Annotated in this window: 21 protein-coding genes; 10 read left to right on the forward strand and 11 right to left on the reverse strand. The window is 60.1% G+C overall.

Annotated features, from left to right (window positions below; translation table 11 throughout):
* The first annotated feature begins 115 nt into the window (after positions 1-115).
* Positions 116-1,258, forward strand: a complete 1,143-nt coding sequence (locus tag FHT28_RS29500) for a Xaa-Pro peptidase family protein (protein WP_168598146.1) — start codon at positions 116-118, stop codon at positions 1,256-1,258.
* Between the two features lie 69 nt (positions 1,259-1,327).
* On the opposite strand, the gene FHT28_RS29505 is transcribed toward FHT28_RS29500, so the two are convergent.
* From FHT28_RS29505 to FHT28_RS29535, 7 genes are all read right to left on the reverse strand, one after another.
* Entirely contained in the window at positions 1,328-2,377 is a 1,050-nt protein-coding gene (locus FHT28_RS29505) for a DUF2278 family protein (RefSeq protein WP_168598147.1), read from the reverse strand.
* A 140-nt stretch (positions 2,378-2,517) separates the two neighbouring features.
* Positions 2,518-3,576 carry a sn-glycerol-3-phosphate ABC transporter ATP-binding protein UgpC gene (gene ugpC, locus FHT28_RS29510; RefSeq protein ID WP_168598148.1) on the reverse strand — a complete coding sequence of 353 codons (1,059 nt, stop codon included), beginning with the start codon at positions 3,574-3,576 and terminating at the stop codon, positions 2,518-2,520.
* A gap of 4 nt (positions 3,577-3,580) precedes the next feature.
* Entirely contained in the window at positions 3,581-4,411 is an 831-nt protein-coding gene (locus FHT28_RS29515) for a carbohydrate ABC transporter permease (protein ID WP_168598149.1), read from the reverse strand.
* A gap of 3 nt (positions 4,412-4,414) precedes the next feature.
* The gene (locus FHT28_RS29520; protein WP_113102277.1) at positions 4,415-5,350 is read right to left on the reverse strand and encodes a sugar ABC transporter permease; all 936 of its coding nucleotides are present in this window, start codon (positions 5,348-5,350) and stop codon (positions 4,415-4,417) included.
* Between the two features lie 90 nt (positions 5,351-5,440).
* Positions 5,441-6,700: a sugar ABC transporter substrate-binding protein gene (locus FHT28_RS29525; protein WP_113102278.1), complete on the reverse strand. Its 1,260-nt coding sequence runs from the start codon at positions 6,698-6,700 to the stop codon at positions 5,441-5,443.
* A 43-nt stretch (positions 6,701-6,743) separates the two neighbouring features.
* A complete protein-coding gene (locus tag FHT28_RS29530; protein ID WP_037197493.1) occupies positions 6,744-7,910 on the reverse strand; it encodes a PLP-dependent transferase in 1,167 nt (388 codons plus the stop codon).
* The gene (locus tag FHT28_RS29535) at positions 7,907-8,644 is read right to left on the reverse strand and encodes a FadR/GntR family transcriptional regulator (RefSeq protein WP_210255906.1); all 738 of its coding nucleotides are present in this window, start codon (positions 8,642-8,644) and stop codon (positions 7,907-7,909) included. Before FHT28_RS29535 ends, FHT28_RS29530 begins: the two co-directional genes overlap by 4 nt.
* A gap of 161 nt (positions 8,645-8,805) precedes the next feature.
* Between FHT28_RS29535 and FHT28_RS29540 the strand changes: the two genes are divergently transcribed.
* Both FHT28_RS29540 and FHT28_RS29545 read left to right on the forward strand, forming a co-directional pair.
* Positions 8,806-9,060, forward strand: a complete 255-nt coding sequence (locus FHT28_RS29540) for a hypothetical protein (RefSeq protein WP_037197495.1) — start codon at positions 8,806-8,808, stop codon at positions 9,058-9,060.
* A gap of 413 nt (positions 9,061-9,473) precedes the next feature.
* On the forward strand, positions 9,474-9,614 hold the full coding sequence (locus FHT28_RS29545) for a hypothetical protein (protein ID WP_168598151.1): 141 nt from the start codon (positions 9,474-9,476) through the stop codon (positions 9,612-9,614).
* 23 nt (positions 9,615-9,637) lie between these two features.
* Here the strand turns inward: FHT28_RS29545 and FHT28_RS29550 are convergent, their stop codons facing one another.
* From FHT28_RS29550 to FHT28_RS29560, 3 genes are all read right to left on the reverse strand, one after another.
* A complete protein-coding gene (locus tag FHT28_RS29550; protein ID WP_168598152.1) occupies positions 9,638-10,864 on the reverse strand; it encodes an amidohydrolase family protein in 1,227 nt (408 codons plus the stop codon).
* Positions 10,865-10,904: 40 nt separating this feature from the next.
* A complete protein-coding gene (locus tag FHT28_RS29555; protein ID WP_168598153.1) occupies positions 10,905-12,107 on the reverse strand; it encodes an amidohydrolase family protein in 1,203 nt (400 codons plus the stop codon).
* Positions 12,108-12,168: 61 nt separating this feature from the next.
* The gene (locus tag FHT28_RS29560) at positions 12,169-12,882 is read right to left on the reverse strand and encodes a GntR family transcriptional regulator (RefSeq protein WP_168598154.1); all 714 of its coding nucleotides are present in this window, start codon (positions 12,880-12,882) and stop codon (positions 12,169-12,171) included.
* Between the two features lie 268 nt (positions 12,883-13,150).
* Between FHT28_RS29560 and FHT28_RS29565 the strand changes: the two genes are divergently transcribed.
* From FHT28_RS29565 to FHT28_RS29585, 5 genes are all read left to right on the forward strand, one after another.
* Positions 13,151-14,239, forward strand: coding sequence for an ABC transporter ATP-binding protein (locus tag FHT28_RS29565; protein ID WP_037197499.1), 1,089 nt, complete (start codon positions 13,151-13,153; stop codon positions 14,237-14,239).
* Positions 14,240-14,268: 29 nt separating this feature from the next.
* Complete coding sequence (locus FHT28_RS29570; RefSeq protein ID WP_037197500.1) at positions 14,269-15,567, forward strand: PotD/PotF family extracellular solute-binding protein; 1,299 nt, start codon at positions 14,269-14,271, stop codon at positions 15,565-15,567.
* Between the two features lie 77 nt (positions 15,568-15,644).
* Entirely contained in the window at positions 15,645-16,556 is a 912-nt protein-coding gene (locus tag FHT28_RS29575) for an ABC transporter permease (protein ID WP_168598155.1), read from the forward strand.
* Between the two features lies 1 nt (position 16,557).
* Positions 16,558-17,379, forward strand: coding sequence for an ABC transporter permease (locus tag FHT28_RS29580; RefSeq protein WP_047560148.1), 822 nt, complete (start codon positions 16,558-16,560; stop codon positions 17,377-17,379).
* A gap of 4 nt (positions 17,380-17,383) precedes the next feature.
* Positions 17,384-18,127, forward strand: coding sequence for an aspartate/glutamate racemase family protein (locus FHT28_RS29585; protein ID WP_047560145.1), 744 nt, complete (start codon positions 17,384-17,386; stop codon positions 18,125-18,127).
* Between the two features lie 30 nt (positions 18,128-18,157).
* Here FHT28_RS29585 and FHT28_RS29590 read toward each other — a convergent pair whose 3' ends face one another.
* A complete protein-coding gene (locus FHT28_RS29590) occupies positions 18,158-18,835 on the reverse strand; it encodes a PAS domain-containing protein (RefSeq protein WP_168598156.1) in 678 nt (225 codons plus the stop codon).
* 131 nt (positions 18,836-18,966) lie between these two features.
* Between FHT28_RS29590 and FHT28_RS29595 the strand changes: the two genes are divergently transcribed.
* Both FHT28_RS29595 and FHT28_RS29600 read left to right on the forward strand, forming a co-directional pair.
* Positions 18,967-20,103, forward strand: coding sequence for an aminotransferase class I/II-fold pyridoxal phosphate-dependent enzyme (locus FHT28_RS29595; protein ID WP_168598157.1), 1,137 nt, complete (start codon positions 18,967-18,969; stop codon positions 20,101-20,103).
* 163 nt (positions 20,104-20,266) lie between these two features.
* Positions 20,267-21,556 carry a DUF763 domain-containing protein gene (locus FHT28_RS29600; protein ID WP_168598158.1) on the forward strand — a complete coding sequence of 430 codons (1,290 nt, stop codon included), beginning with the start codon at positions 20,267-20,269 and terminating at the stop codon, positions 21,554-21,556.
* Positions 21,557-21,606 lie beyond the last annotated feature (50 nt).

The raw sequence follows: 21,606 nt of genomic DNA on the forward strand, positions 1-21,606 counted from the left end.
CGGTAATGACTGTATTTTATCTGTCGACATTTTGCATACAGGGTCGCTAGTGTCGATATCATTGTGTATGGCACCAAAGCGCATTCGCCTGGGATCATTGAGGAGAGTTGAAGACATGTCGTGGCAGCATCCCGTACCCCGGATCACCCAGGAGGAAAGGCAGGAGCGCCTTTCAAGGCTTCGCCGGCTACTCGATGCACAAGGCCTGGCCGGCATGCTGATCGGACCGAGCGAGAGCCTGCGCTATTTCACCGGGCTTGTCTGGCATGCGAGCGAACGGTTCCTCGGAGCGTTGGTCACGCCGACCGAGCTTTATTACATCGTCCCCGGCTTCGAGCGCAGCCGCGTCGAAACCTTGCCGCGCCTGCCTGCCGAAATTCTCGAATGGCAGGAGGAGGAAAGCAGTGCCGCGCTGATCGCACGTCTGCTCGGCGATGCCGGTGTTCTGGCACTCGACGACAGCATGCCGCTTTTCTTCTATCACGCTCTGGCGGCCAAGCTCGGGACTGAAAGGCTGACGAACGGCGGGCCGATCATCAATAGCCTTCGCCGGATCAAATCGCCTGCTGAGATCGCGCTCATTCACTATGCGATGAACCTGACGCTCGATGTGCACAAGCAAGCGCATGCCTTGCTCAAGCCGGGAATCCGCGCCTCGGAGGTGGTGGAATTCATCGACCGGCGGCATCGGGAGGCGGGCGCCCATGGCGGCTCGACTTTCTGCATCGTGTCCTTTGGCGAGGCAACGTCACTCCCGCATGGCGCCAATGGTGACCAGACGCTCGGCGAAGACGATGTCATTCTCGTGGACACCGGCTGCCGCATCGACGGCTATCACTCCGACCTGACGCGAACCTACAAGCTGAAGACAGGCGACAGCGCCTTCGAACAGGCCTGGGCGATCGAGCGCGAAGCGCAGCAGGCCGTTTTCGATGCCGCAAAGCTGGGCGCAGCCTGCTCAAGTCTGGATGATGCTGCTCGTGCCGTGCTTGCCAGATATTCCCTGGGGCCGGACTATAAGCTGCCAGGACTGCCGCACCGCGCCGGCCACGGCCTCGGGCTGGAAATCCATGAGGAGCCCTATATCGTGCGCGGCAATGCGACGACGCTTGCTGCCGGCATGTGCTTCTCGAACGAGCCGATGATCGTCTTTCCGCAGAAATTCGGTATCCGGCTCGAGGACCATATCCACATGACGGCGGATGGTCCGCGTTGGTTCACCCAGCCGTCCAAGGGGCCAACCGAACCATTTTCCTGATGGCAGGCGACCCCGGCGCTACGAAGGGAACTAGTGCCGGGAAATGCCTGAAGAACGTATGAGCCGTACTCACGCCTGGAACGGAATGGTACGTCCCGGCTGCTTTGCCTGATCCTTGGTATAGGAGACACCGTGGACCTTGATGCCCTGCGCATTGAGCAGGGTGATGATCCCGCCCTTGTTTGAGAGTGCAACGGGAGGGTGGATCTCGACAACCTGCGTCGCGCCGGCAGCAATCGAGCCTGCGAGCGGCATCGCGTTCTTCTGTTTGTCCTTGATTTGCCAGCCGGTGAGATCGACGGGCACATCGGCGGTATTCAGCAGCGTGACCGTTTCGCGTTCGGGCGTCTTAACGTCGTTGACATAGGCGGCGATGATGCGCACCAGCCCGTCCGGTACATCGAAGGTCGGGATGGCATCACGGTCGACCGGCGCATGCGGCAGGTTCGGATGATCCCGGCTCGGCGCGACGATGACGGACCCGTCCGTGTCGTCCGAATGCCACGCCTGCGTCTGGAATTTCATGAAGATCGCGACCCATTGCTGCTCGCGAGGAAACTCCAGTATCAGGCCGCCGTCCTGCCATGGACCGTTCTGAGAGGCGTATTTTCCGCTCGGATTGCCCTGATTGAAATGGATGTCATGAATGCCGCGGCCGGGTTTGAAGCCGAAATATTGATCCGCCTTGTTGTTTTCCGGTCCCCAGGTCTCGCCAAAGGCATAGATCATCGCCTGTTCGTCCGACATGGCGCGCTGAATGTAACTATCGATCTTTTCGTTGAGATCGTTGTCGGGGCCTGCCGCCGAAATCGGAAGCGGTTTCAGTTCCCAGGGCTGCATGAGATTGCCGCGAATGAAATCGAGCGCGACGCCACCGGGTTGGCTGGGCGTCGGGTGCAATCCTTCCGGCAGTCCGGCCAGCTGTGCCGTGATTGGATGTTCAAAGCGGTCCCGCACGAGGAACTCGACCTCGCTTCCGTCCTGCGAACGCACATTGACCGCGATGCGATACAGCGTTCCATTTTCCGAAACGAGCACCTGATAATGCGGGCTCGAGCCGGTCGCCAGGCGATTGTTGATGGGTCTGCCTTTGAGCACGGCGTAATTGTTAAGCGGCATGACATCCTCCCTGGTCTATTTAAGGAAGAGCATAGTGTCGTACTTGAATGAAACTTCTGCGACATTAGAAGATAGCCGCGCGCGCGTCAAAGTTCTATCGGTTTGCGCGATTTGGCTCCGGCGAGGAAAAAAGTCGTCGCTTAGGTCGCCCTTTTTCCCTCTTCATCGAAGACGTGCAGATGCTGCGGCGGAAAGGCGACATTCACCTGGGTACCGGCGCTCAACGCACTGCGATCCAGCGTGAACACCTTGAACGGCAGGCCATGCAGCGAAAGGTGCAGGATGATGCCGAAACCCGTAGGCTCGAGAAGCTCGACATTGGCGGCCATATTGGACTGATCCGAGGAGAGGACGACATGCTCAGGCCGGATGCCGAGGGTCGCCCTGACGCCTGACCGCAAGTTTAGCGGCGCCGGTAGCGCCACGACGGTGCCGTCCTTCAGCTTCACGCTGCCCGTTTCATAGGTCGCATCGAGAAAATTCATGCCGGGTGAGCCGATGAAGCCGGCAACGAAGAGGTTGGCGGGGCGGTCGTAGAGCTCAAGGGGGCTCCCGACCTGCTGGACCACCCCGCCATGCATGGCGACAATCCGGTCCGCCAGCGTCATCGCCTCGATCTGGTCGTGGGTGACGTAGATCGATGTCGCTTTCAGGTCGCCATGCAATTTCTTGATTTCGGCCCGCATCTGTTCGCGCAGACGGGCGTCGAGGTTCGACAGCGGCTCGTCGAAGAGGAAGGCTTTCGGCTGGCGCACGATGGCGCGCCCCATGGCGACGCGCTGACGCTGGCCGCCGGAAAGCGCCTTCGGGCGGCGCTCAAGCAGGGGATCGAGGCCGAGCTTCGCGGCAGCTGCCGCGACCGCTTTCGCGATACTCTCCTTCGCCATCTTCCGAAGTCGCAGGCTGTAGCTCATGTTGCCGGCGACATTCATATGCGGATAGAGCGCGTAGGACTGGAAGACCATGGCGATATCACGGTCCTTCGGATGCAGCTCGTTGACGCGCTTCTCGGCGATACGGATCTCGCCGCCGCTGATGTCCTCCAGGCCGGCGATCATTCTGAGCAGGGTCGACTTGCCGCATCCCGATGGGCCGACGAGGACGACGAACTCCCCATCCTTGATCCTCAGATCGATGTCGTGCAGCACCTGCACATGGCCGTAGGCCTTCTTGACGTTCTGGATATCGATCGATGCCATGTGACTAACCCTTGACCGCGCCGGCCGTCAGGCCCTGCACGAGATAGCGTTGGATGAGCAGGAAGAAGAGTGCGGCCGGAATGAGCGCCATGACGCCCGCTGCCATCATCTGCCCGAAATCCACCGAGAATTTCGAGACGAAGGTGAGAAGCCCGATCGGGAAGGTCGCGGCCTGATTGCCGTTGATCAGCATGAGCGCGAAGAGCAGCTCGCTCCAGGCGGCCGTGAAGACGAAACCGAGCGTCGCGGCGATGCCGGGCAGTGTCAGCGGCAGGATGATCTGCCGGAAGGCGATAAACTGGGTCGCGCCGTCGATCATGGCAGCCTCTTCCAGATCCTTCGGAATGCCGTCGAAGAAGGACTGCATCAGGAAGGTGGCGAAGGGCACGTTGAAGGCCGTGTAGACGACGACGAGGCCGGTGAGACTATTTGTCAGATGCAGCGGCGTCAGGATCTTGAAGATCGGCGCCACCAGCATGACCAGCGGAAACATCTGGGTGAGCAGCATCAGCGCCACGATCCAGTACTTGGCGCGGAAGTTGAAGCGCGAGAGCGCATAGCCGGACAGCGAAGCGCAGATGGTCACCGCAATCGCCGTCGAGCCCGAGACGATCAGGCTGTTCTTGAAGAATGTCGGGAAGTCGCTGTGCTGCAGCACGAAAGCATAGTGTTCCCATGTCGTGCGCGAGGGCCACATGCGTACCCCTTCCGTATAGAGCAGGTCGTTCGGCGTCACTGAGACCTTCAGCAGCCAGAAGAGCGGGAAGAGCGCGAAGACGACGTAGCAGAGGATCGCCAGGCGATGCGCGATAGTCGGGAGAACGGATCGTCTCATGGCTCAATCCTTGTTCAGCAGGGTCTGCCGCAGCAGGATGATCAGCATGGAATAGGCAAGCAGCAGGACCAGCAGCACCAACGCGATGGCCGAGGCATAACCGAAGTCCAGCCGCCTGAAGGCCTGCGTGAAGATGTAGCTCGCGACGATCTGCGTGCGGTCGGCCGGTCCGCCGCCCGTCATGACGACGATCAGGTCGGCGAAGTTGGAAACCCAGACCGTACGCAGGAGTACCGTGATGGCGATGGTCGGCGCGAGGAAGGGAAGCGTGATAGAGCGGAAGCGCTCGAACCAGCCGGCGCCATCGATGGAGGCCGCTTCATAGAGATCGCGCGGGATTGCCTGAAGCGCGGCCAGCAGCGTGATCGCAAAGAAGGGGATGCCCCACCAGACATTGGCGATGATCGGACCCCACATCGCATAGTGCGGATCGGAAAGAATGTTACCCGGCTCGCTCATCAACCCCATGGCGTAAAGCCAATGCGGGATCGGGCCGATGACGGGATTGAATAGCCATGACCAGTTGAGGCCGGCCAGGAACGAGGGAACCGCCCAGGGCAGAAACACCAGCGCCTGCACGATCGACCTGCCGAGGAAGGGCTTGTCGAGCAAAAGGGCGAGGATCAGCCCGAAGACGAATTGCAGCACGACGGATGCGCCGGTCCACCACAGCGTGTTCTTCAGCGCGCCGTAGAAGGCTGCATCCTTGGAGAGGTCGCGGAAGTGCTGCAGGCCGATGAAGCCGCCCGAAAATGGATTGAGCAATTGGATATCGCGAAATGCGTAGGAAATGCCGATCGCCAGCGGCACCAGCATCACGGCTATGATGAGGATGAGGGCAGGGGCGCTGTAGAGATAAGGCTCCGAGGCGTCGGCGAGGCGTTTCAGCCACGGCCTTTGGTCGTGACGCCTGTCGAGCGTGTCGGTGATCGAAGTCATCTGCAAGAGTTCCCGTTCGCGGCGTTCGGACGCCGTCTGTTTCAGGTGGGCAAGAGCGGCGGCGGATCGCTCCGCCGCCGGATATGTGGATTATTTCTTGGCAAGGAACTTCTGCTGCGCCTTGGTCAGATAGTCTGCCCACTGATCGGCAAGATCCTTCGCGGAGATATCGCCGAGCAGCGCCTGCTGCGAGGTCTTGATGGCGAGCGAATCCTTGAAGAAGGCGAATTCCTCAAGGTAGGTCGGCATCACTGTCGGAACGGTGTCCTTGTCGGCCAGTTCCTGGAACCAGCCCTTGAACTGGTCACCCGCATAGAAGGGATCCTTCTCCGCCGCCGTATAGGCCGGCAGGGCGCCGATCTTCTTGTTCCAGGCGAGGTTGCCTTCCGGCCCCTCGAGCGTTGCGATCAGCTTCCAGGAGAGATCCTTGTTCTGGCTGGTGGAGAACATCGACCAGCCGCCATAGCCGATGGTCGGGAAGGATTTTCCATCCGGTCCCTTCGGCAGCGGCGCAACGCCGAAATCATCCTTTTTCATGCGCTCGGCGACGGCGATCAGGGCATCCGGATCCTGGTCGAGGAAGGCGCAGGTGCCGGAATAGAAGCCGGCAACGACTTCGTTGAAGCCCCAGTTGACGCTATCCTTCGGCGCCAGGCCCTTCTTGTAGAGATCGACCATCCATTCGATGCCCTTGGCCCAGCCCGGGCTGTTCATCGTCGAGGTGCCGTCATCCTTGAAGTATCTGTTGTCGCCGGCCATGGAGGCGGCAAAGATCATCCAGCCGTTCAGGCCGCCCGGCCCGCCGCGCATGCAGTAGCCATATTTGCCCGGCAGCTTCGAAACCGCTTCGGAAGCCTTGACGAAATCGTCCAACGTCTTCGGCGGCTCGCTGACGCCGGCGTCCTTCAGAAGCTTCTTGTTGTAGAACATGGCGCGCAGGTAGAAGCCGTAGGGCAGCATGTAGGCGGTGTTCTTCACGTCGCGGCCGAGCTGGAGTGCGCGCGGCGTCAGTTCCTTCGTGTGGTCCCACTTCGCCAGGTAAGGTTCAAGGCTTTCGAGCATGCCGTTGTTACCATAGAGCGAAAGCCAGGTGTCCGGCATTTCCATGACGTCGGGCGTGTCGCCGGCAGAGACCATGGTCGCGAACTTCTGGAAGGCTTCGTTCCAGGGCAGCGAGATGATATCGACCTTGGTGCCGGGATTGGCTGCTTCGAACTGGGCGACGATCGACTTCAGCGTCTCGGTGCGCTCCGGGCTGGTGATCACTTCGACGAGCTTCAGCGTCGTGTCGGCAAAGGCCGTGCCGGCCATCATGGCGGTGAAGAGTGCTGCGGTTATCAGTCTTTTCATGCTTGGTTCCCCCTTTTTAGGTTTTCCTTTTGGGTTGCTGACGTCACGAGGCGGCGGCGATCGCCTCCTCGAGTTCTCTCCACAGCGCCTCGGTTCCTTCGAGGCCGATATGGAGCCGCACGGAGCGTGGATTGATGCCGAATGTGTGGGCGGAATTCGGCTGCGCCTTTTGCTGCAGCACGACTTCGCCAGGCACGATCAGGCTCTCATGCCCGCCCCAGCTCACGCCCAGTTTGAAGAGCCTGAGACGGTCGGCGAAGGTGCGGATATCCACGCCTTCACGGAAGATGAAGGAAAACAGGCCAGACGTGCCGTTGAGGCCGGAAGGCAACCGATTGGCAAGGCCCGGATGGCAGACCTGCTCGACGACGTCGAGTTCCTGCAGCCGCTTGGCAATCGTCATCGCCGCGGCTTCATGTGCCTTCATGCGGATCGGCAGGGTGCGAAGGCCGCGGATCAGGAGCCAGGCATCGAAGGGCGAGAGCTTGCCGCCGAGATAGGGATAGGCTTCGGCTTTCAGCCGCGCGATCATCTCCTTCGAGCCGGCCACCACACCCGCCACCACATCGCTGTGGCCGCCAAGATATTTGGAGGCGGAATGGATGACGAGATCGACGCCGAGCTTCAAGGGCTGCTGGAAATAGGGAGTGGCCCAGCTGTTGTCGATCATCGAGACGACGCCGTGCTTCTTGGCAAGGGCTGCGAGAGCGCCGACATCGTGCGCTTGCATGACCCAGCTCGTCGGGCTCTCCATATAGAAGACCTTGGCGCCGGGCAGGGCCTTAGCGACGGCTTCCTCATCGCGGCCGTCGACATAGGTCACTTCGACCTTCATGCGCTTCAGAACCGTGCCGAAGAGACGGAAGGCATCGGGATAGACATGCTTGACCGCCACGATCCGGTCGCCCGGCTCGACGAAGCTCAGCACGGCGGACGAGATTGCGGCCATGCCGCTTGCGAATCCGAGCGCATCCTCGCCGCCTTCGAGCTTAGCCAGCATTTCCTCGAACATACGCACGGTCGGGTTGAGGCCGCGCGTATAGATCGGCCGCACCTTCTCGCCGCGATAGGAGGCGATCATCTCGTCATAGCTGGAGAAGGTGAACAACGATGTCTGAAAGATCGGTGGCACCACGGCCTCGGCGAAATTGCCTTCGTCGTGGGCTGTTATGAGGGACGCAAGATCGAACGGCTCTAGCCCGTCAGTCATTTGGACATTTCCTTGATGTCTTCCTCGACGACGTCGAGAATTCTCAGTGTTTCGGCGCGCGCCGCTTCGGGATCCTGGTCGACGATCGCGTTGAACAGGGTGCGGTGAAAGGGAAAGGATCGGCGGGCGAAGTCCTGCCGGTCGAATGGATGAGACCAGAAGCGCTCGAAGGTTTCGCGCATCTGTTCGAGCAGTTGCTTGAACAACGGATTGTGCGTGGCGTCGTAGACTGCCAGGTGAAAGGCGAGATCCTCAGGCCCGGACGTGCCCTTGGCCATGTGGACGCGTTCCATCTCGTTGAGCTTCTGCTCGATGATGACGATGTCCTCGGCGGTGCGTTTCCTGGCCGCCACCATGCCGGCCTCGCATTCGATGCCGCGACGAACCTCCAGCGTCTGCAGCAGCGCATCGCGCAGATGCGGGGGGTCGAGTGACAGGGGCATGTGGATGGTGCCCTTGGAAACAGGCTTCAGCAGATAGGTGCCGCTGCCCTTGCGGGTTTCCATCACGCCCAGAGCCTGGAAATAGGTGAGCACCTCCCGGATGGTCGAGCGCCCAACGGAAAGCGCCGCCATCAACTCGCGCTCCGTGGGCAACCGGTCGCCCGCCCGGAGTTTCGACGACTCGATGAAGGTCGACAGCGCGTCGATGACTTGCTGCGTCCGGTCGATGGAGGGAAGGGGTGTGAGCATCGTCCTGATCATGGGTCGATAAATTGGTCTGACATCTGCCATCAGGTCAATCTCTTTTTCCGGCGAGCCGAATTTTTCTGTGTTCGGCATCAAGATTGAGCGGATCGATGGGAAGAAGGCGGGACAGCGAGATCGCGCGGTCTTCAAGAGCGCTGATAGCGCTGATAGAAAGGGCCCAATGTGAGTCCCCGAGTTGGAAGAGAATGGCCGCGCGAGATCGATATTCACGGAAGCTGGAATGTGCGAGATGCGGGCACGCCGGTTTTGCCGAGGTTTCCGAGACCGACAACCGTCGGGCACCCAGCCGCGATTTCAAGATCGATGAGATGCCCCGCGGCTTCTCCACCGAACGGCCGTCGCCCGACCCGCGCAAGCATATGATGCGTTGCCGCTGCGGCGCCGTCTTCCGTTTCGAACAGGACACGGTCTATGCACCGGGCGGCGAGCCGCGCCGGTAGCAACATCTCTGCCAAAAAGAAAAAGGCCTCGCAAAGGCGAGGCCAAGCTTGTGCCGCTCCGGGGAAATCGGAAGCGACGTGGCGTTGTTTAGCGGTGGTCATTCTGCTCGGCTAGGTCAGATTGGGCGATAGCGGTACGCTCGCATAAAAAAGCTTTTCATCCCTGAACCATGTCGCCGATGCCGGCTGCTTTTGGCTTCTTCAGAGCATGGGTTGTAGCTCGTCAAGCTTCCCTATGGATGCGAAGGCCGAGAAGAAAACCATCTTTCCGTGTAAATGTGTTCAGCTACCGTTCATTTAGGCGCGGGCAAATAGATAGTTGCCGCAACGCCTTGCGGTTGTCGAGGCCCGGCTTCCTTGCGGCTTACGCCTGGTTGTCGGGCCTCGCAGATATTGAAGACTTGGATATACGCATGCGGCTGCTTCTCGCTTTCATCGACTGGATTAAGCGTCGTCGCCAGCGGCGGCTGGAGGCCGAGACGATTCAGTATTCCGCCGACGATCCATGGGTCTTGCAGCAGATCGAGAAATTCGAGCGGGAGTTGAAGCGATAGGCGGGTGAGGCCCCATTCGTGGCCTAGCTTGCAGGAGGCAACAGGCGCGGCTGCGGCCGTACGAACGTTTGCTTGCCGTTCTTCCAGCCGGCTATGGGCTGGCGGATTTCTCGGATCATCGATAGTGGATCGGCAGCGTCCGCTACTACTATATCCGCGGGTGCGCCCGGTTCCAGACCATAGTTGCGTCGCATCAGGCGGGCGGCATTGGCCGTAACCATGTCGAATGCCCTGCCGATATCTTCATCCCGCGAGAGTTGCGCCACATTGGCGAAGAGATTGGCCATGCGGCCAAGCGAGGCGTCGCCGTAAGGAGTGAAGGGATTGAGAACATTGTTTGTCGCCGCCGTCACGGTGACGCCGTTGGCCGTAAGCAGCATCGCCGGAGCGAGGCCGCGCGGGATAAGATGATCCCTGTCACGGCCGAGCAGGAAGAGATCCGTTGCTGGTAGCACCGTCACGGCTATCCCGGCATCGGCAAGACGCGCGGCAAGCTCGCCGGCCGCCTGTGTCGACATGGCCGAAAGCTTCGTGGCATGGCCGATGGAAACACGGCCGCCATAGCCCCGCCGCTTGGTTTCCGCCACGACCGCCGGGATCGCGGAGCCTGACGGATTGAGATCGAAATCGAGATGGAAATCGACGTCGACACCATGACGCTCGGCCAGATCGAAAATCCTGGTGATATGAGCCTGGGGATCGGGATCGGTGTAGGGACAGCCGCCGATGAGATCCGCCCCGTCGGTGAGCGCGCGATCCAGCATGTCCGTCGTTTGAGGCTCGTTCGTAAGGCCCTCCTGGGCAAACGCACAGATCTGAATATCGATCGCCCAGGCATAGGAGCGCCTGATCTGCCTGATCGCATCCAGCGAACGAAAGCCGGCACGAGGATCGACCTCCACGAAGGTCCGCATCGCTGTCGTACCGTTCAGGATGGCATTTTCGACGACACGGGCCGCGCGTGCGTAGACGTCCTCGGTTGTGAAGCCGGCTTTTGCTTTGGCAGTCTCACGGACCGCTTCCTCCAGCGTTCCCTCGCATATCAGGCAGCGATCGAGAATGCAGGCCTTGTCGAGATGGATATGGCTATCGACGAAGCCGCCAAAGGCGAGGCAGCCGCACATATCCTGCCGCGGTGCATCGGTTGCCAAGGCATGTTCGATTGCGGCAATCCTGCCGTCCCTGATGCCGACGTCGAAGCAGCCCTCGCGGTTGGCGATACGAACATTGGAAATCACCAGGTCGAGCATCGGGCTACCTTATTTTCGTAAGCTGAATGCCGGTGCTTTGTCAGTTCCGCAGGACGGCACCGTCTCTGGCGATGAGCTTGCCGGCCTTGTAAACGGAACGCCCTTTCGGAACCGCGACGACCGCCTCGGGCACATGCTCGGCCTTCAACGTCACAAAATCGGCTTTCGCGCCGACGCGCAAGCCATAGTCTTCAAGGCGTAGCGCCTTGGCACCGCTTTCGGTAACGATGTCGAAGGCGGCCCTCAGCTCGTCATCGGTATAGAAGCCGGAGCGATAGCCGATCATCATCGCGCGTCCGAGCATATCGCCATCGCCATAGGGCCACCAGGAGTCACGAATGTTGTCGCTGCCGCTGAAGACGGTAACGCCTGCTGCGCGAAGTACGGCGACTGGCGGGAAGGCGTGATTGCCCGGCGCATTGGTCATGATGGAAACGCCGCTCTCGGCAATGAGAGTGGCGGCGCACTTTGCCGCCTCGCTTGAGAGATCACCGAGCCCGTAGGCGTGGCTGACGGCGACATGTCCGCCCATGGAAAGGGCGCGCGTGCGGGCGCAGATCTGCTCGATGGTGAACAGGCCGAGCGTGCCGCCATCATGGAGGTGAATATCGACATCGACGCCATGCTTTTCGGCAATACCGAAAATGACGTCGAGATGCTTCTCGACATCGCGGTCGAAGCTTGCCGGATCAAGGCCGCCGACGAGGTCGGCACCCATCGCGACCGCTTCGTCCATGAGTTGCGGCGTGCCGGGGCTCTTCAGAATGCCGCTTTGCGGGAAGGCGACAAGCTGGATATCGATCAGTCCGCGATATTCCTCACGCACGGCGAGCACGGTTTCGAGCGATTTCAGCCCAACGGAGCCGTCGACCATGACATGGCTACGCATATGCGTGCTGCCATTGGCGATGCAGAGGTCGAGCTGGTTCCTCGCCCGCACGTCCATGGGCGCTGCCTGCGCCATGTTCTCAGCCTGAAATGCGACGCGTTCGTGGACGTCGAAGCCATTGGTGCAGGGCTTATGCGGTATCCAGGCGTCGCCATAAAAACTTGTATCGAGATGGATATGTCCCTCGACAAAACCGGGAACGACCAACGCGCCTTCGAGTTCGACGATCTCGCCCGCTGTGACTGCCGATCCTGCCGGCTCGATCGAAACGATGCGTCCGTCAGTAACGCCGATGTCCTTTATCGCGCCGTCGGCGAGCTTGGCTCGGGTAAAAAGCGTCTCGATCGCGCTCAAATCTTTCTCCTTCACTGCTGAAACTCAATCGTTCGGGTGCCGCACCGATATGGGCGACCCCTTAGCGCTCGAAGGCTTCCTTCAGGCCAAAACTCTTGCGCTCGCGCAGATCGAGATCGGCTTCGATATGCGCGATATGATGAAGCATCAGATGGCAGGCCGTATCGATATCCTTGCGCTCGAGCGCGGTGATAATGTCGCCATGTTCAGCATGGCCACAGCTCGAGGCGCTCGACTGGCCGTAGAGTGCGATCACCAGCGAGGAGCGCGCGACCAGCTCTTCCATGAAACGCTGCATGATGAGGTTGCCGGAAATCGAAGCCAGCATCAGATGGAAATCGCCTGATGCCTTGATCTCGGCGCGACGAGCGGATTGACCACGCTCGCTCATCAGCCGCCCTTCTTCTAAGAGGAGCTGCCTCAGGTGCTTGAGCTGAGCCGGCGTGATACGTTCGGCCGCAGATTTGAGAATGCCGGGCTCCACCAGACGGCGGGCCGCGAAGATCTGTCTGGCCTCATCGGGGGAAGGGTAGGCGACAAAGGCACCTCTGTTCTTCTCGACGCTGACGAGACCCTCATAGGAAAGAGCCTGCAGGGCGGCGCGCGCCAGTGTGCGGCTGACATTGAACAGGCTACCCACATCGCTCTCGGATAGTTTCGTACCGGGCGAGAGCCTGCGCTCGACGATTGCCTCGCGAAGGGCATCGCGGATCTGTTGTGCACCGTTTTCCGTGGAGTCGCCGGGCGCCTGCAGCGCGTCTGCTTGAGAATTCATGAAATCGCATACCTGATTATCGGAGAAATGATATCGCGGTTTGCTGCAAAAGTTAAACGGAATTTGATGCATAAATAAAGTCAAATCGTATACAATTATCTGCACTTATCGAGGACAATAGCCTATTTCATGTGCAGACGGTCGATTGCCTCGTGAAGTGTGTTTATTTTAGATCTCTATAAAAATACAAAGATCGCAAACAGTTAGTGCGGCGCAGCAAAACTGGCACGATTGATGCACTGTCTTTCCGAGACAAAAGGGGAAGATGATGTCGAAAGCGGCAGAGATAGATATAGCGTCCGTTTCGAAGGTCTACGGTACGACGACGGCGGTGCATGCGATCAGCCTCAAAATACCGGCAGGGTCCTATTGCTGCTTTCTCGGCCCGTCCGGCTGCGGCAAGACATCGACCCTGCGCATGATCGCGGGGCATGAAAGCATTTCGTCGGGCGATGTCCGGCTGGGAAATATCGTCGTCACCGATTTTCCGCCTGCCAAGCGCGGCACGGCGATGATGTTCCAGTCCTACGCGCTGTTTCCGCATCTCGATCTCATCGACAACGTCGCCTTCAGCCTGAAGATGAAAGGTGTCGCCAAGGAGGAGCGTCGCGCCAAGGCGCTCGAAATGCTGAAGCTCATGCAGATGGAAGCCTATGCGACCCGCCGTCCGGCCCAGCTTTCGGGCGGCCAGCAACAGCGCGTGGCGCTCGCTCGCGCCCTGATCACCGATCCCGAGGCGTTGCTGCTGGACGAGCCCTTGTCGGCGCTCGATCCGTTCCTGAAGATCCGCATGCGCGCCGAGCTGAAAAAGCTGCAGAAGACGCTGGGCATCACCTTTGTCCATGTCACGCACAGCCAGGAAGAGGCGATGGCGCTCGCCGACATCATGGTCATCATGAACGACGGCCGCATCGAGCAGGCGGCTTCGCCGCGAGAGGTTTTCGAACGTCCTGCGACTGCCTTCGTTGCGCGCTTCATGGGCGACCACAATGTGCTGTCCGGCCGGGTGACGGCGAGCGATGACGGCATCATCACCATGACCGCGCCGGAAGGACAAAGCTTTTCCGTGCGGGGCGCCGGTCGCCAGGTCGGAGAGCCGGTCGACTTCGGTATCCGCACCGATCGCGTCCGCCTTTCGCAATCCGCCGAAAAGGGCCTCGGCTTCAATGGCGTCGTCTCCAACATCGAATACCGCGGCGCGACGGTGAAGATCACCGTCATCGGCGCCGGCAGCGACGATTTCACCGTTATCGCAAGCAACGACGATAGCGCCGCCAAATTCCTATCGGTCGGCGATGCCGTCTCTCTGAGTTGGGGCATGGAGGATGCCATCCTCCTCGGTCGCATTTCCGCATGAATCCTGAGCATCACAAAAGGGGAACTGACATGACCACTGAAACGAAGACTACCAAGGCAGCAAAGGGCATTTCCCGCCGTTCATTGCTGAAGACCGGCGCTGCTGCCGCCGGCGCCATCGCAGGCTCCGGCCTCATCACCGGCTTTCCGACCATCTGGGCACAGTCGAACATCACGCTGCGCCAGTTCGGCACCGGCGTTTCGAACATCAATGCCATCGCCGAGAAGTGCAAGGCTGATCTCGGCATCACGCTGGAAATGACCGCGACCGATTCCGACGCTGCCGCCCAGCGCGCCGTCACGCAGCCGAACAGCTATGACATCGCCGACATCGAATACTGGATCGCCAAGAAGGTGTTCCCGGTCGGCGTACTGCAGCCGATGGATGTCAAGAAGCTGAAATATTACGACAAGATCGTACCGCTCTTTATCAACGGCAAGCTGAAGCCGGACAGCGTCATCGCTCAGGGCACGGCGCCGCACACGGTCGGCTTCGTCGAAGGCCAGGGTTCCAAGAAATTCGCCAAGGAGCCGACGCAGTGGATGACGATGGTTCCGACCATCTATAACGCCGACACGCTCGGCATTCGTCCCGACCTGACAGGCCGTCCGATCACCAGCTGGGCCGATATTCTCGATCCGGCCTTCAAGGGCAAGACCGCCATCCTCAACATCCCGTCGATCGGCATCATGGATGCCGCAATGATCATGGAAGCCGCCGGCAAGATCAAATATGCCAACAAGGGCAACATGACGAAGGCGGAAATCGACAAGACGATCGATTTCCTGATCAAGACCAAGGGTGAAGGCCAGTTCCGCGCCTTCTGGAAGTCCTTCGACGAAAGCGTCAACCTGATGGCCTCAGGCGAAGTCGTCATCCAGTCGATGTGGTCGCCGGCTGTCGCTGCCGTTCGCTCGAAGGGCATCGCCTGCACCTTCCAGCCGCTCAAGGAAGGCTATCGCGCCTGGGGCGGCGGTCTCGGCCTCGCCTCGCATCTGAAGGGCGCCCAGCTCGACGCCGCCTATGAATACATCAACTGGTACACGTCCGGCTGGGTCGGCGGCTACCTCAACCGCCAGGGCTACTATTCCGCCTGCATGGAAACCGCCAAGGGCTTCATGTCGGCCGACGAATGGGGCTACTGGATCGAAGGCAAGCCGGCGCAGGGCGATATCCTTTCTCCGGAAGGCAAGGTCATGGAGAAGGCCGGTGCCGTTCGCGACGGCGGCTCCTTCGAGGCCCGCATGGGCGCGGTTGCTTGCTGGAACTCGGTCATGGACGAAGACCGCTACATGGTCCGCCGCTGGAACGAATTCATCGCGGCCTAATCGGTACCGCCTCTACCCATTAAATCCTCTCCCCGCCCAAGTTGGGGGGAGGAAGCCGCTAACGGAGAAACCGGGCCATGGCGACGATCGCTTCATCAGAAACGGACCAAGCAACAGCAAAATCAGGGCGCAGCTTTCGCGTGCCCCTGAGGCTCGTTTCCTATCTCCAGGCAACGCCGCTCTTTCTGATCCTCGGCTTCTTCTTCCTGTTGCCGATCGCGATGATCGGCGTGGTCAGTTTCTGGGACTATGATTTCGCCGGCCTCTATCCCGCCTTCCTGACCACGAACTACACCGACACGCTGGGTTCATGGGTTACTTGGAAAACCTACCTCAACACATTGAAATTCACTGTCATTGTCTGGGGTCTGACACTATTCATCGGCTTCTGGGTCGCGTATTTCCTCGCCTTCCACATCCGCCGCACATCGACCCAGATGATCCTCTTTCTCGTCTGCACCGTGCCGTTCATGACATCGAACATCATCCGCATGATCTCGTGGATCCCGGTGCTTGGGCGCAACGGGCTGGTCAATTCGACGCTGATCGAGATGGGCCTCATTCCAAAGCCGATCGAATGGCTGCTCTATTCGGATTTCGCCGTCGTGCTGGCCATGGTGCACCTCTATACGCTGTTCATGGTGACGCCGATCTTCAACACGCTGATGCGCATCGATCGCTCGCTGTTCGAGGCCGCTCGCGACGCCGGCGCCAGCGGATGGCAGGTGCTCTGGAACGTGGTGATCCCGCTTGCCAAGCCCGGCATGGCGATCGGCAGCATCTTCGTCGTCACCCTCGTCATGGCGGATTTTTCGACCGTGCAGGTGATGTCCGGCGGCCAGAGCGCGTCCATCGCCCTGATGATGAAGAACCAGATGTCGCTGCTGCAATATCCGGCCGCGGCCGCCAATGCCGTGGTGCTGCTCGTCGTCGTGCTGCTGATGGTTGCCGCCATCCTGCGCATCGTCGATATCCGCAAGGAGCTTTGAGATGAACCACGAAAAGCGCAGCCTGGAATTTTATGTCCTGGCGATCTTCTTCACCATTTTCGTGCTGTTCCTTTACGGCCCGCTGTCGGCGATCGTCATCCTGTCCTTCCAGGGTCCAGACGGCGGCCTGACCTTTCCGTTGAACGGCGTGTCGCTGCATTGGTTCGCCAATCTCTTCGAGAAGCAGGCGGTCGGCGATTTCGGCGCCTCCTTCCAGCGATCCCTGATCCTCGGCATCATGGTGATGATCGTGACCGTCGTCGTCTCGCTGTTGGCAGGCCTTGCTTTTCGCCGCCGGTTCCGCGGATCGACGTTTCTGTTCTATGCCACGGTCGCAAGCCTCGTGGTGCCGTCGATCATCATCTCGCTCGGCATCGGCGTGGTCTTCCAGCAGGGCGGTCTTGCACCCGCCTGGTATTCCTCGGCCTTCGGCGCGCATCTGACCTGGACCTTGCCCTTCGGCGTGCTGATCATGTTCGCCGTCTTCAACCGCTTCTCGCCAGCATATGAAGAAGCTGCGCGGGACCTGGGCGCCACGTCGTGGCAGACCTTCCGCCATGTCGTGCTGCCGATGATCGCGCCGAGCCTGATCGGCGTCGGCCTGTTCGGCTTCACGCTGTCCTATGACGAATTCGCCCGTACTTTGATGACGTCGGGCACCTACAACACTTTGCCCCTCGAAATCTACGGGATGACGACGAACGTCACGACGCCGGTGCTCTATGCGCTCGGAACGGTGACGACGCTCTTCTCCTTCACCATCATTCTCCTGGCGCTCGCAATTATGACCATGCTTGGCCGCCGTCAGGCCAAGAAGAGCTGAGATCATGCGCCTATTGCTTATCAATCCGAATACGACCGCCTCCATGACCGAAAAGGCGGCGATAGCGGCCCGCGCGGTCGCAGCCTCTGGCACCGAAATCATCGCCGCCACCTCGCAGATGGGGCCGGCCTCCATCGAAGGCTATTATGATGGAGCCCTTGCCGTGCCCGGCCTGCTGCGCGAACTGAAGGAACGGCAGGCCGCAGGCTACGATGCCGCGATCATCTGCTGTTTCGATGATACCGGCCTCGAGGCGGCACGCATGTTTTGCGATGTTCCGGTTGTCGGGCTCTGCGAATCAGCCGTCGCAACGGCTGCTTTCCTGGCGCAACGATTCAGCGTGGTGACCACGCTCGAGCGTTCGCGGATCCTGATCGATAACCTCGTCCAGCGTTATGGCATGGGTGGTCGCGCCAGGGTGCGCGCTTCCGATATCCCGGTTCTGGAACTTGAGAATGCGTCTTCCGGCGCGATCGGAAAATTGCGGGCGGAAATCGAACGCGCGCTCACCGATGACGGCGCGGAGGCGATCGTGCTCGGCTGTGCCGGCATGACGGATCTTGCGCGGGAATTGCAGGAGATCTACGGCGTCCCGGTGGTGGACGGCGTGGCCGCGGCGGTCAAACAGGCCGAAGCGCTCGTTTCGCTCGGCCTCTCAACCAGCAAACGCAGCTCCTATGCCTCGCCCCTACCGAAGTCCTTTTCTGGCGCGATGAGCGATTTTGCTCCGATCTCCGCATCGGCCTGAGTTCGCCATCACCGTTTGGCCACCGAGCCCTTAGGCGGCGTTCGTCGTCTGCAGCTCCTTCTGACGAGCCTCGCGCAGATGCTTGTAGACGGTTGCCCGTGAAATGCCGAGCAACCGGGCGAGATAGGGGACCAGATTGCGGATGGAAAAGTAGCCCTCCTGTTCCAGCATCTCGACGAGGGCGGCGTGGTCTTCCCTGGCGAGTGCGGAGGCGGCCAGCCCCCGTTCACCGAGAAAATCCGCGATCGCGGCGTTGACCGTCTCCTGCCAATCGGCGCGGAAAAGCGCGGATGGCTGCGCCCCGGCACCCTGAAATGCCGCCAGGAGGTTCAGCGCGTCCCGTGCCGCTTCGATCGGTGCTATATCGAAATTGATGCATAGCAGTCCGAACGGCTCGCCGGCCGTGTTCCGCAGCACTGAGGTGATGGACTTGAGTTGGCGCCCGTCGAAATTCGTCTTCCGATAAGGACCGATGACATCTGCGCCCAAAGACCCAATATCTTTCAACTCTGCAAGCGACGAGCCGCCGACTTCGCGCCGCGACAGGTTGTTGGCGATATAGGCGATCGTCTGCGTTCTCAGATCGTGGATGACGACTTCTGCATGTGGCTTGAGCAAGGTCGCCACCGCCTCGGCAATGGGCGCGAAGACCATAATGTCCTCGTTTCCAGTCGATCCGTGCATGTTCGAGGCTGTCTTTCCTGGCATCGCTGCGCTCCGGCTACGGGAATAGACAAAAACTCTGTATTTGACAATTTGTCAACTCGCTTCTAGTTTTGCGGCCGTAGGGAGTTGGTGCCAATCGGTACCGATCACCATAGATGTCGGAGAAATGCACCATGCCGCTGCTGCCAGATTTCAAGCTCGAGACCTATTTTTCGAAGTGGGAGTTCAGCGCGCGCTATCACATGACTGCCTCCGACGCGCAGAGTATGACGATGGCGGAGCTGCTTGATATGGCGACGCCGGAGCAGCGACAAACTCATGAGAACCTATGGCTTGGCTATACGGAGACCTTCGGTGATCCGGCACTGCGCGACATCATCGCCGGCCTGTATCTGCAGATGCAGCGAGCGGATATCCTTTGCTTCGCCGGAGCGGAGGAGGCCATCTACATCGCCATGCATGCGCTTCTCGAAAAGGGCGACCATGCGATCGTCGTGACACCCAACTACCAATCGTCCGAAACGATACCGTTGAGCATCTGTGACGTCTCTGCCGTGGCGCTTGATCCGCAGGACGGCTGGTCGCTCGATATCGACGCGGTCAGCGCGGCAATCCGGCCGAATACCAAGCTGATTTCGATCAATTTCCCGCACAATCCCACAGGCAAGGTCCTTGAAAGGGAGCGGTTCGATGCGCTGGTGGATCTCTGCCGCCGGCATGGCATCTGGCTCTTCAGCGACGAAGTCTATCGCGGCCTGACCGTCGAAGGCAAACCGGTATTGCCGGCGGCGGCCGACGCCTATGAGCGGGGCCTGTCGCTGGGCGTGATGTCGAAAGCCTATGGACTGCCGGGCCTGCGCATCGGCTGGATCGCCTGCCGCGATCACGGCGTGATTTTGAAGATGGAGCGGATGAAACACTATCTCTCCATCTGCAATGCCGGCCCGAGCGAAAGCCTGGCGAAAATCGCCCTGCTCAATGCCGACAGAATCCTCGACCGCAACAACCGGCTGATCGCTTCCAATCTGGTAAAGTTGAAGGCGCTGTTTGCCGAGTTCGAGCATCTGTTCGATTGGTACACGCCCGATGGCGGCTGCGTCTGCTATCCGCGCTACAAGGGGACGGACGGCGTGGAGAATTTTGCGCATGATCTGGTGGAACGGTCCGGCGTGCTGCTGTTGCCCGCCAGCCTTTACCGCTCGGATATCAACCCGACGCCGAACGATCGATTCCGCATAGGTTTCGGCCGCGTCAATATCGATGAAGGCATTACGGCAATGCGCTCCTATCTGCTACGCAGTCGCTCTTGAGTGCCATCTGACTGTCAATAATCAGGGGAAGATCCCGCCCACGATTGACGCTCGTCGGGCAAGGCGGTCCCGGATCCGGTGAGGCTCGATAAAATGCGGTGCGGATGGCGCAAATCGGCCGTTCGCACTACATTCAGCTTTCCGAAGATCGTGGGTGATGAACTTGGCACACAGAACTGGAAAGGCTGATCTTCCCTTGCATGGCGGCCGCGTGCCGCGCTGGCTGGGAGACCGGATGACGCGCCTGGGCGCTGTGATCACCGAGGCGATCGTGCAGCATTACGGACGCGATGAGCTGTTCCGTCGGCTCGCCAATCCCTTCTGGTTCCAGTCCTTTGGCGCTGTCATGGGCATGGACTGGCATTCCTCCGGCATCACGACCAGCGTCCTCGGCGCGTTGAAACGCGGCCTGACACCGCTTTCCGGCGAGCTTGGGATCCATGTCTGCGGCGGCCGCGGCTCGCATTCACGGAAGACGCCGGGTGAATTGGTTGATATCGGCGATCGCGTCGGCATCGACGGCACATCACTTGCCACCACCAGTCGATTGATTGCAAAAGTCGACAGTGCGGCCTTGCAGGATGGCTTTGATCTCTATCTGCACGGGTTCATCGTGGCGGACGACGGCAAATGGGTTGTTGTCCAGCAGGGAATGAACGGCGATCGGCGCCAGGCGCGCCGGTATCACTGGCTGTCCGAGGGGCTAACGAGCTTTCTCGATTCTTCCCATACGGCAATCGAGGGAAGGGAGCAGGGTGAGATCATCAATCTTGCCGATCGTCGCGCCGAGCGCTCCCGCAATGGGCAACTGGATCTCCTCACTTCACTGGGTCCAGATAAAATTATCCGTGAATTCAATGCGCTGGAAGGACAAGCTCCAGTAAGTAGAAAACACGATGCGCAACCGATGTTGCCGCATCTCATCATGCCCGCACATCACGACGTGCGTCAGGAGGATGTGAACATGCGGCGTTTGCATGGAAATCTCGCGGCGGCTGCCGATCGCGGTCCAGTGGATTTCGAGGAGCTGCTGTTGACGCCTGGCGTTGGCGCACGGACGGTGAAGGCGTTGGCGATGGTCGCCGAAGTCGTTCATGGCGCACCGTGCCGCTTCTCCGATCCGGCACGCTTTTCGCTCGCCCATGGCGGCAAGGATCGGCATCCTTTTCCAGTTCCGTTGAAGGTCTATGACGAGACGATCAGCGTGATGAAATCCGCGGTGAAGAAGGGGCGTCTTGGGCGCGACGAAGAACTGGCTGCGCTGAAGCGCCTGGACGATCAGTCCCGAGTTCTGGAGCGATATATCACCGGACCCGATCTCAAGGAGATCATCGTCGGCGAATTCGACAGATCTTCGTCCTATGGCGGCCGCAGCGTCTTCGGCTGGGAGGAGCCCCCTGCGAGTTCCGAAGGCAATGGCACGTCGAGCCGCGTCCGCTCTTCGAAGAACTGACTGCAAGCTTCAGGTGAAAGGGGGCGAGCAGGCCCGCCCGTTTCAAGGTC

The sequence above is a fragment of the Rhizobium sp. SG570 genome (assembly GCF_012275345.1).
GTDB lineage: Bacteria > Pseudomonadota > Alphaproteobacteria > Rhizobiales > Rhizobiaceae > Rhizobium > Rhizobium lusitanum.